Origin of the sequence: Saccharicrinis aurantiacus, from assembly GCF_001660705.2 — a bacterium.
In the GTDB taxonomy this organism is placed as follows: domain Bacteria; phylum Bacteroidota; class Bacteroidia; order Bacteroidales; family Marinilabiliaceae; genus Saccharicrinis; species Saccharicrinis aurantiacus.
In genome coordinates, this window is record NZ_LYBV02000017.1 from 207,689 (window position 1) to 218,520 (window position 10,832).

Sequence of the window (10,832 nt, forward strand, 5' to 3'; positions counted from 1 at the left end):
AATGACTGAAAACAAAATAGTAGTAGGTAGTGAAGAGTGGTGCGGTTTACCCCAAATTAATATTCCGGCTATTAAAGCGCGTGTAGATTCGGGTGCAAAAACCTCGGCGCTACATGCCGTAAACATTACCCCATTTAAAAAAAATGGTAACCCTTGGGTGAGTTTTGAAGTGCACCCTTTGCAAAACGATGGTAAAACCACCATACATTGCGAAGCGCCTGTGTACGATAAACGCAGAGTTAAAAGTTCGAGCGGACAAAGCGAAAGGCGTTTTGTAATTAAAACGTCTATTTCAATAGCTGAGGATACTTGGGAAGTTGAGGTTACTTTAACCAATCGGGACTCTATGGGCTATCGCATGCTTTTGGGCAGACAAGCCATGAGTGGCAAAATGTTGGTTGACCCAGAATCATCGTTATTATTGGGCGACTTAACACCTGACGTACTTGAAACCTACTACAGCACCAATATTATTAAGCCTACGGGTTTAAAAATTGGTTTATTGGCCTCTAATCCTGATTTATATAGTAATCGGCGTATTATTGAGGCAGGCCAAGAGCGCGGTCACGACGTTGAATTTTTAAGCATTAAGGACTGTTATATTAAGCTTGATGGTAAAAATCCGGAGATGCACTACCGTGGTGGTCGTATTTTATCGGGTTTTGATGCCATTATACCTCGCATACGCCCCAGTGCCACTTTTTACGGAACAGCACTTACGCGTCATTTTGAAGCAATGGGGGTTTACACGCTTAACTCTGCATCGGCAATTACGCAGTCAAGAGACAAGCTGTACTCTTTACAGCTACTTATTAACAGCGGCTTGCCAATTCCCACTACAGGCTTTGCCAACTCACCACTTGATACCGATGAGTTGATTAAAATGGTGGGTGGTGCCCCTTTAATTGTAAAACTATTGGAGGGTACACAAGGTAAAGGCGTAGTTTTGGCCGAAACCAAAAAAGCTGCAGAAAGCTTAATTAATGCTTTCAAAAGCCTGAGAGCAAACATATTGGTGCAAGAATTCATTAAAGAAGCCAATGGTAAAGACATTAGATGCTTTGTGGTGAACGGAAAAGTAGTTGAAAGCATTATGCGCACCGCAGCTCCTGGTGAGTTTAGAGCTAATATACATATGGGTGGCTCGGCTGCCATAACTAAAATTACCCCTGAAGAACGACGCATTGCTATTTTAGCTACCAAAACCATGGGACTAAAAGTTGCGGGTGTTGATATTATTCGGGGTCAGAATAGTCCGCTATTGCTTGAGGTAAACTCATCACCCGGTCTCGAAGGCATTGAAGGAGCATCGAACAAAGATATTGCAGGAAAAATGATTGAAGCCATTGAAAGAGACTTGAAATTTAAAAGGCCATAGTTTAGCGCAATAGCAGCGCTTTTTAGTGAAGTGTTAGTTCGTTGGTTTGAAGTCATAAACAACTTCTATTACTAATTCAAATCAAGGGATAAAATAAGTAAAAACACAGAGACACGAAGACGCAGAGTGTGATTATATATATTCAAACAGTTAGCTTAGATTTGAATCATGTAATCAGCAAATTAAATTAATAACTCTGTGCCTCAGTGTCTTTGTGTTCATATTCTAATATTGATTGACATTACTACCTCCCCTCCTAAAAACGCCTATACTCATATCTACATAATTTAGTATGGTTATAAATTACTGCATAACACTAAATTAGCGCAAGGGTAATATTTGCATTGCACAATTAATTCCCTATTTTCGAGAGCGAAGAAAAAAAATAACCAAATCCTAAACCATGAAAAACATGCTACACTGCACACTACACACACTTCTTGCATTGTATAATATATACGCTCCCCCGAAGCTACACGGTATATTTAATAAGTACAGCAATTAATTTAATTATTGATGACACCCTTGTAATCTTATAAACCAATCATAAAAAAATACTATGCATGAAAACCATTTCGAATAACCCCAGCGACGAAGTGTTTTTACCCAATAACTTTCAAGGAATGTTTGAGGTAATGCGGGGAGGAAGAAAAATGAAGACTTACCATTCTAAAGCCTTATCAAATATAAACTGAAATGAAACAATACCATTTACATAATCGACCGAATAGGGAACTTACTGAGAAATCTGACATAGACCGAATTTTAAAAGAAGGCAAATTTGCAGTGATTTCAATGTGCCGTAACAATGAACCATACGCTGTAAGCTTGAGTTATGGATATGATTCCGTAAATGAGATTTTATATTTTCACTGTGCAAAAAAAGGTTTGAAACTGGATTTCTTGGATGCTAACAAAAATGTATGTGCAACAGTGATTAAAGATAAAGGTTACGTTATTGATGAATGCGGACATGAATATGAATCTGTTGTTTTCTGGGGCGATATGGAAATAGTTAATGATTTGCAAGATAAGAAAAATGGAATGCGGATTTTGCTTCATCATTTAGAGGAAAAGGATTCTGTTATTAAGGACAAACTATTGAAATCGGATGAATTTTACTCAAAAATGGAGATTCTAAAACTAAGAATTAAACAGATTCATGGAAAAGCTGGACGATAGTAATATATAGCACGACGACACAGCAATGTATATATTTAATAGCGCCATCACCCACTCGTCATAGGAAAACAGTTTAGCAAATAGACCTTAGCAGAAAAGCAAAGCGATTCAAAAATAAATAAACCTAAATAAATGGATAATTTTCAAAAATTTGAAGGAATTGATTACGTAAATAATTTCGCGGTAAATATTAATTCAATGCATCAGTTAGTTGCAAGTAATTTGACTGCATTGATTGACTCTGATAATCTAAATATTATTGATATTGGAGGAGGACCAGGAATAGGAGCAAAAATTATAGATAAATTTGGGAAAAGAGTTAAGTTGATCAATGTTGAGCCTTCAAATAATATTGATGAAATCCCTGATCTAAATAACATTGACTATTCTACATTGAAATTGTCGTTTAAAGATGCTCTTAAATATCAATTCCCTTGGAAAGCGGATGTGTTTTTAATGATAAGTGCAGCTCACGAGATTTCATTATCAAATAGTAAGTCTCCAAAAGAAAACAAGGAAATATTCTTTCAAGACATTAAGAATTTTCTAAAACTTAATTCTAGACCTGATTCTATAATATCAATAGGGTTTCCTAATTATAGAATTGGAGTTACTACAGAGGAAGTGTTAGCTCAGCGTAAATTTGTTGATTCTTTAATGGGACATTCTCATCCACCAGAGGAATTCTTTACTATTGATGAATTTAAAGCGTCCTTTTCGGCAGAGCCAATTCTTTTTGAAGAAACTCCAATGATATTAACTGGCCAGACTGAAAATGAAACAAAACTAATAGCAAATTTTGCAGTATTTAGAATAAGTGATATCCAATAAAAAAACACATACCGTCAATCGAATCAATGGCCAGTTCGCTAATCACTGAAGTGTTAAATAAATAACCCCACAAATGAATAACTTCTTAATAGCAATACTAATCGGACTTGTAGCCGGATTGCTAGATGCAATCCCTATGGTAATACAGAAATTGGATAAACGAGACATTATCTCTGCTTTTTTGCATTATTTTGCTCTCGGATTAATTATTCCATTTGTAAATTGGGGCATTGCTCCCTGGATAACAGGAATGGCGATTGGTGTTCTAAGCTCTATTCCGATAATGGTAATTGTTTTCCCAAGGGATAAAAAAGCCATAATTCCGATGTTTGTATTTTCGGTAATACTAGGAGCAGGAATTGGAATTGCAGGAGCAAAATTTATAGCATAAACGAACGAACCTAAATTTTAAAAAAATGGATATAAAATTTCATTCAACTGTAATAATGACCCATGATTTCGATAAGATGAAAGCATTTTATCAGGAAATATTACAACAAGAAATTGATGTTGATTTTGGAAACTGCATCGGATTTAAAAATGGCATCTCATTGTGGAAACTTTCAGAGGATTATACAATTGCCAAAAAGCTTGGTAAAACTTACCACCCATCGGGAAATAAAAATCTGGAAATATGTTTTGATACGAATGATTATGAAGCCGTAATTACCAAATTAAAAGAACACAATTTGATATACTTACACGAAACCATTGAGGAATCGTGGGGACAGAAAACAATTCGGTTTTATGATCCTGAAAATAATTTGATTGAAATTGGAGAAACCATTCCGTGTTTTGTAAAACGTTTCTACCATGAAGGAATGAGCGTTAATCAAGTCTCTGAACGAACATCTGTACCTATTGAAATGGTAAAAGAAATATGCCTAACAGAATGAGGTATAATGCAAGGCTGCCGCAAGAGTCCTCTCTTGTGGTAAACACTGATAAAAGAAACACCAACTCACGCTGCATGGGGCTGCGGGAATTCTTTTTTCAGCTCACTCCTACTTTAAATGGGGATAATAGTTTATCAATCGGCTTCATCTAGCCAAACATTATAGGTAATAATTAAGTAGTCACAAATAATAAATATTTTAAACGATGATAATTTTAGTAGCAATTGTAAGTTTTATTTTAATCATATTAATTACAATTTATAACAACCTTATTAGGCGAAAAAACGAGGTAGCCAATGCGTTTGGGTCAGTTGATGTAATGTTAAAAAAGAGATACGACTTAATACCAAATCTTGTAGAAGTTACAAAAGAGTATATGAAGTATGAAAAAGGTGTTTTTGCTGAAATAACAAGACTTCGCACACAGGTTATTAGCGAAGGAAGTGTAACTGAGGATGTCACAATCCATAATAATCTTCAAAGTAAAATGAATGGATTATTAATGAATGTAGAAAACTATCCTCAATTAAAAGCAGATTCTACTTTTCTTGCGCTTCAGGCAAATTGGACTTCCTCAGAAGAACAAATTTCGGCTGCACGAAGGTATTATAATACGGCTGTAACATCATACAATAATGCAATTCAAGTGTTCCCTTCTAATATTATTGCAGGCTTACTAGGTTTCAACGAAAAAAAGGTTTTTGAGGCCGAGGAAATTGAACGCGATAATATTAAAGCGTCAGATTTATTTAAAGCTTAAATAATGGAATTTTCAAATAAAGATTTCGATACTTTTTTTGCTAAAATATATCCTGTTCTCGAAGAGGTTGAAATTGTACGTAAAAAATGGCTTAATGAAATGCAGATCCTTTTTAAATGGTTTGTTGCATTTCTTGTTTCTGTACCAATTTTTTATCTTTTAATTCCTATCGAATTTACTATACTCCAACTAGTTATAACTGCACTAACTTTTTATGGTCTGATTAATGGAAAAAGACAAAAGGCATTTAAGGAATTAACACCAATATTCAAAAATAAAGTAATTACAGAGCTCCTATTATATTTTTATGAAGATGTAAGATACTTACCTCGCCAAAGGATGAGTCCTGTTGTTTTAACCAATAGTCTTTTATTAGGAGGGAAAGTAAAGAGAACAACAGGTGATGATTATACCGAGTGTAGAATAGGTAATACACATATACACTTCTCAGAAGTTCAAGCATGGGGTATATATGATATTTTTTTTACCGGTATTTTTATCGCAGTACGATTCAATAAAACTTTTACTTCTAAAACTGTTATAATGCCTCGTTCTAATGTTTCTTTATATACTAAAGTAAAAATTGGCATTCATAACGAAATGAATATTAAGCTTGAAGATATTGAGTTTCGCAAAGAGTTTACCGTAGTAGGTGAAGATCAGGTAGAATCGAGATATAAACTAACACCTAGTTTAATGCACAGAATGCTCGAATACAAAAAGAAGGTGAATAAAAAAGTTGCCTTTTCTTTAATAGATAACTGGCTGTATGTTGCAATACCTAATAATGTTAATTTGTTTGAAGTAAATTTACTGAAGCCCATTACTAGTAAAGAGTTTATGAAAACTCATTTTGATTATTTTGAACTTCTTACTGGTTTGGTTAATGATTTAGACTTAAATACAAAAATTTGGAAATAGAATACCGCTGCCGCAAGAATCCCTTCTTGTGACAAACCAAAACATATAACAATTCCCGCAGTGTTGACTGCGGGAATTGTTTTTTCACCTCACAAGCAAAATCCTGCAACCTCTAATTCTTAATATATATTTCCTTAAGATTAACCATTACCGAACGTAAAGAAAAGACCCTGGAACGCATTAAATTAGCGAACGAATTATACAAACAAATTAGTGAGCTTAGCGATGTAGGCAAACTAGTTTGGAAAGGCAAAAACGAAGCTTTTTATAACGATTATGTTATTTATGGAAGCACTAAATCAATGATTGAAGAAAGTGAAATAGTAGAAACAGAATAACTTATTTTTTAACACCGCACTTATAACAAAGCCCCATCTCCATTAATACGGATTTGGGGCTTTTTTATTTACATCTCACCTGAGATCACCACGTGCCAAACGATAATGCAATAACGTGTATACAACTTGCGAAACCATTAGCCACTAACAATTACCTAAGCGCCACGTCATTGCGACGAAGGAAGCAATCCCAAGGCAAGCTGTAAAGCTCTTGATACTTGCGTCTTGATACTTGATACCAACCATAACTGCCTTAAGATCGCAGCGTACCTCGCGATGACGCAATAACGTGTTGGCAACTAGCAAAACCATTAGCCACTAAAAATTACCTAAGCGCCTCGTCATTGCGACGAAGGAAGCAATCCCAAGGCAAGCTGCGAAACTCTTGATACTTGATACCAACCATAACCACCTTGAGATCGCGCGTGCCTCGCGATTACGCAAAAGCGTGTATACAACTTGCAAAACAATTAGCCACTAACAATTAAATAAGCGCCTCGTCATTGCGACGAAGGAAGCAATCCCAAGGCAAGCTGTAAAGCTCTTGATACTTGCGTCTTGATACTTGATACTTCTCATAACCACCTTGAAATCGCCGCGTGCCTCGCGATGACGCAATAGCGTGTAAGCACCACGTTAGAGGCCTATTTACAAATAGCTTTTGTTTTATTTAAAGCTTTAGTAAGACTGCCTAACTGAGAGTTGTGCTAATTATCTTATCTTGTAAACAATACTATAACGGCAGTATCCCCTGCTTTTATAACAAAACCCCAAGTGCAGAAAAACAAGATGTGAATGATTAAAATTACTGAACGCAAAACCGAAAGACTACACGGATTAGATCACTTAAGAACCATAGCAATACTTCTTGTTATGGTTTTTCATTATGGTAGAGGAATACCCGCATACTTAGAACCCATAAAACAGATAGGTTGGACGGGTGTTGATTTGTTTTTTGTACTTAGCGGTTACTTAATAGGGTTTCAGTTACTGATAGAATACAAGAACACAAACCGAATTAGTTTTGGTCAATTTTACATTAAACGATTCTTTAGAATAATACCTGCTTATTTGGCTGTTTTAATCATGTATTATTCATTGTCGGAATTAAAAGAAGGATCTGGTTTACCACCTTTATGGAAGTTTTTAACTTTTACTCAGAATTTTGGACTAAATGCACAAACCGAAAAGTCTTTTTCGCACGCATGGTCCTTATGCATTGAAGAACAATTTTACTTATTGCTTCCAATTTCGATTGTACTGTTATTTAAAAATAAGCTTCAAAAAACTACGCCCTATTTAATAATTGGATTGATAATACTGGGTTACATTTTAAGACTGTATAATTGGCAAGAGCATGTTCAACCATTTATTGATAATGGCAATCGCCGACAAATGGTTTATGGCTTTCTCGAAAAGGTATATTACCCAAGTTATAACCGAATGGATGGCTTATTAATGGGCTTAAGCATAGCCGTAATTTTCAACTACAAACCAAACATCAAAGCAAAATTGATACAGCACGGTAATAAAGTATTACTCGCAGGCCTAATGGTATTTATGCTTGCCTATGTGCTTTGTGCCAATTTTATCTCGTACAATACATCTATTTACGGATACCCATTAATTTCATTGGCTTATGCAATTATTGTGCTTGCCGCAATTAGTCCTACTTGCCTACTGTACAAGTTTAAAACCAAATTTACGCTGCTTATAGCCACTTTATCTTATTCTATATATCTAACACACAAACAAGTTTATCACTTTACTAAGATGTTTATTAAAGATTTAGGCAATGAAAGTATAGAACAGTGGACTTTCTGGATTTGCATAATAATTGCGATTGTTGCTGGTTTATTACTTCATCTAATCATTGAAAAACCTTTTCTTAAATTACGAGATAAGCTATTAAAGATTACCTAAGCGCCTCGTCATTGCGACGAAGGAAGCAATCCCAAGACAAGCTGCGAAACTCTTGATACTTGTGTCTTGATACTTGATACTTCTCATAACCACCTTAAGATCGCCGCGTGCCTCGCAATGACGCAATAACGCGTTGGAAACTTGAAAAATCATTAACAACTATCTATTAAATAAGCGCCTCGTCATTGCGACGAAGGAAGCAATCTCAAGGCAAGCTGTAAAGCTCTTGATACTTGTGTCTTGATACTTGATAACCACCTTGAGATCGCCGCGTGCCTCGCGATGACGCAATAGCGTGTTGGCAACTTGCGAAACCATTAGCCACTAACAATTGCCTTGATCCTTGATACCAACCATAACTGCCTTGAGATCGCCGCGTGCCTCGCGATGACGCAATAGCGTATTGGTAAACCACAAAGACACTTAGAACACAAAGAAAAAACTCAGTGTACTTTGTGTCTCTGTGTTAAAAAACTACATAAAGGCAAGCCGTAAATCTCTTGATACTTGCGTCTTGATACTTGATACTTGCGTCTTGATACTTCTCATAACCACCTTGAGATCGCCACGTGCCTCGCGATGACGCAATATCGTGGGCAAGCTGAATTCCAATTAACAATTGATAATTAATAATTATTAAGTGCCTTAACCAAATGCTTTTAATTTTGTTGTTATTGAAGCAGTAAGATAAAAGCATATGCAAGACGAAAAGAAAAATAAAATCACCAAATCGGGCTTATCAAAAGTTTTTAAACTATACAAATACATTAGTCCGTATCGCCGCGAATATTTCTTAGGCCTATTCTTCCTTTTGGTATCTAGCTTAGCCAATCTTACCTTTCCTAAACTATTGGGCGATTTGGTAAACGCCGGATCGGGCGAGGACTCTTGGGCCAACCTAAATCAAATTGCTTTGGTATTGGGTATTGTATTGTTGGTACAGGCCACCTTCTCCTATTTCAGAATTATTTTATTCAACAATGTAACCGAAAAAAGCTTGGCAATGCTCAGGCGCGATACCTTTAATCACCTTATAAAACTACCCATCACCTTTTTTGAAAAACACCGTGTGGGTGAATTAAACAGTAGAATATCGGCCGATATTTCATTGTTACAAGAAACCTTAACCACTACATTAGCTGAGCTTATTCGCCAATTAATCATTATTATCGGAGGCGTTACCTTACTTGCTTTTACCTCGGTAAAACTCACGCTTTTTATGCTAATTATTTTGCCACCAACTATGATTGTAGCCCGTTTCTTTGGTAAGTTTATTCGTAAATTCTCTAAGGATGTGCAAAAAAACGTAGCCGACTCTAACACTATAGTGGAAGAAACCCTACAAGGCATACAGAGCGTGAAATCGTTTACCAACGAGGCTTACGAAATAGATAGATATTTTTCGCGTACGGAAGATATTAAGCTGTTGGGGATGAAAAGCGGGAAATACCGTGCTATGTTTTCGTCGTTCATCATCTTCGGAATGTTTGGAGCTATTGTTGCCGTTATATGGCGTGGATCTTTAATGCTATCAACGGGAGGCATTAATTCAGGACAACTTTTTTCCTTTGTAATCTACTCGGTATATGTGGGTGGAACCATTGGTGGACTGGCCGCTGTTTTTGCCAATATTCAAAAGTTTATTGGTGCCACCGAAACGCTTTTCGAACTACACGAAGAGGATGAAGAAGAAATAATTACCCTGAATGAGATTTCAGAAGAAAATCAGATTCAAGGACAACTTGAGTTGGTAAATCTTTCATTTGCCTACCCTTCTCGTCCCGAAACAAAGGTATTGAAGAACATCAACCTCACCATAAATAAAAACCAGACCGTAGCAATTGTGGGTGGCAGCGGTGCCGGAAAATCGACCCTTGCCGCATTATTATTACAAATGCACAAAACCAATGAGGGCGCCATTTTATTCGACCAAAGACCCAATAACGAGTTTAATGTTTCGGCCCTGCGTAAACAAATTGCCTTGGTGCCCCAAGATGTATTTCTATTTGGCGGTACCATACGTGAGAATATTGCCTACGGACGCCCCAATGCCAATGATGCAGATATACTGGCTGCAGCCAAAAACGCCAATGCATTGGAGTTTATTGAGCGCTTTGAAGAAGGATTTGAAACACTTGTGGGTGAGCGTGGCACTCAGCTATCCGGAGGTCAAAGACAGCGTATTGCCATTGCCCGTGCCATTTTAAAAGACCCGAAGATACTCATCCTCGATGAAGCAACTTCGTCTCTGGACTCAGCCTCGGAGAAACTTGTGCAAGAAGCCCTAGATACACTGATGAAAGGACGAACTTCGCTCATTATTGCACACCGCCTTTCTACCATCCGCAAAGCCGATACTATTGTGGTGCTTGAGCATGGCGAAATTACCGAAAGAGGAACTCACGATGAGTTGATGAAAAACACCAATGGCACCTACCGTAAATTAAGCGAATTGCAGTTCTCGGTTTAGTTTAAATCAGGGATAAGTGTTAAGTTATAAATGATAAACGCTTTGCTTCTCGCTTATAACTTAACACTAATCATTTATACTTAAAGAAGCGCCTCGTCATTGCGACGAAGGAAGCAATCTCAAGGCAAGCCGT

At 36.7% G+C, this 10,832-nt stretch carries 10 protein-coding genes; all 10 read left to right on the forward strand.

The genetic code is table 11. The features are described 5' to 3' along the window. Position 1: 1 nt before the first annotated feature. The 10 genes from rimK (at position 2) to A8B35_RS06750 (ending at position 10,699) form a co-directional block, all read left to right on the forward strand. Positions 2-1,378, forward strand: coding sequence for a 30S ribosomal protein S6--L-glutamate ligase (rimK, locus tag A8B35_RS06710; protein WP_075602571.1), 1,377 nt, complete (start codon positions 2-4; stop codon positions 1,376-1,378). A 563-nt stretch (positions 1,379-1,941) separates the two neighbouring features. After that, on the forward strand, positions 1,942-2,073 hold the full coding sequence (locus A8B35_RS23750) for a hypothetical protein (protein WP_262506896.1): 132 nt from the start codon (positions 1,942-1,944) through the stop codon (positions 2,071-2,073). Between the two features lies 1 nt (position 2,074). Beyond that, positions 2,075-2,560: a pyridoxamine 5'-phosphate oxidase family protein gene (locus tag A8B35_RS06715; RefSeq protein ID WP_075602572.1), complete on the forward strand. Its 486-nt coding sequence runs from the start codon at positions 2,075-2,077 to the stop codon at positions 2,558-2,560. A gap of 132 nt (positions 2,561-2,692) precedes the next feature. Continuing rightward, positions 2,693-3,391, forward strand: coding sequence for a hypothetical protein (locus A8B35_RS06720; RefSeq protein ID WP_075602573.1), 699 nt, complete (start codon positions 2,693-2,695; stop codon positions 3,389-3,391). Positions 3,392-3,464: 73 nt separating this feature from the next. Next, positions 3,465-3,782 (forward strand): hypothetical protein, encoded by a 318-nt coding sequence (locus tag A8B35_RS06725; RefSeq protein WP_075602574.1) that lies wholly within the window; start codon positions 3,465-3,467, stop codon positions 3,780-3,782. A 25-nt stretch (positions 3,783-3,807) separates the two neighbouring features. Then, complete coding sequence (locus tag A8B35_RS06730) at positions 3,808-4,287, forward strand: VOC family protein (protein WP_075602575.1); 480 nt, start codon at positions 3,808-3,810, stop codon at positions 4,285-4,287. A gap of 205 nt (positions 4,288-4,492) precedes the next feature. After that, positions 4,493-5,047, forward strand: coding sequence for a LemA family protein (locus A8B35_RS06735; protein WP_075602576.1), 555 nt, complete (start codon positions 4,493-4,495; stop codon positions 5,045-5,047). 3 nt (positions 5,048-5,050) lie between these two features. Continuing rightward, the gene (locus tag A8B35_RS06740; RefSeq protein ID WP_075602577.1) at positions 5,051-5,968 is read left to right on the forward strand and encodes a DUF3137 domain-containing protein; all 918 of its coding nucleotides are present in this window, start codon (positions 5,051-5,053) and stop codon (positions 5,966-5,968) included. A 1,133-nt stretch (positions 5,969-7,101) separates the two neighbouring features. Continuing rightward, positions 7,102-8,229, forward strand: coding sequence for an acyltransferase family protein (locus A8B35_RS06745; RefSeq protein ID WP_075602578.1), 1,128 nt, complete (start codon positions 7,102-7,104; stop codon positions 8,227-8,229). Between the two features lie 697 nt (positions 8,230-8,926). After that, positions 8,927-10,699, forward strand: coding sequence for an ABC transporter ATP-binding protein (locus A8B35_RS06750; RefSeq protein ID WP_075602579.1), 1,773 nt, complete (start codon positions 8,927-8,929; stop codon positions 10,697-10,699). The last annotated feature ends 133 nt before the right edge of the window (positions 10,700-10,832 follow it).

Excerpts from the sequence above, each read along its gene's own strand:
- rimK (WP_075602571.1), top strand. The coding sequence starts at position 2 with ATGACTGAAAACAAAATAGTAGTAGGTAGTGAAGAGTGGTGCGGTTTA.
- A8B35_RS23750 (WP_262506896.1), top strand. The coding sequence starts at position 1,942 with ATGAAAACCATTTCGAATAACCCCAGCGACGAAGTGTTTTTACCCAAT.
- A8B35_RS06715 (WP_075602572.1), top strand. The coding sequence starts at position 2,075 with ATGAAACAATACCATTTACATAATCGACCGAATAGGGAACTTACTGAG.
- A8B35_RS06720 (WP_075602573.1), top strand. The coding sequence starts at position 2,693 with ATGGATAATTTTCAAAAATTTGAAGGAATTGATTACGTAAATAATTTC.
- A8B35_RS06725 (WP_075602574.1), top strand. The coding sequence starts at position 3,465 with ATGAATAACTTCTTAATAGCAATACTAATCGGACTTGTAGCCGGATTG.
- A8B35_RS06730 (WP_075602575.1), top strand. The coding sequence starts at position 3,808 with ATGGATATAAAATTTCATTCAACTGTAATAATGACCCATGATTTCGAT.
- A8B35_RS06735 (WP_075602576.1), top strand. The coding sequence starts at position 4,493 with ATGATAATTTTAGTAGCAATTGTAAGTTTTATTTTAATCATATTAATT.
- A8B35_RS06740 (WP_075602577.1), top strand. The coding sequence starts at position 5,051 with ATGGAATTTTCAAATAAAGATTTCGATACTTTTTTTGCTAAAATATAT.
- A8B35_RS06745 (WP_075602578.1), top strand. The coding sequence starts at position 7,102 with ATGATTAAAATTACTGAACGCAAAACCGAAAGACTACACGGATTAGAT.
- A8B35_RS06750 (WP_075602579.1), top strand. The coding sequence starts at position 8,927 with ATGCAAGACGAAAAGAAAAATAAAATCACCAAATCGGGCTTATCAAAA.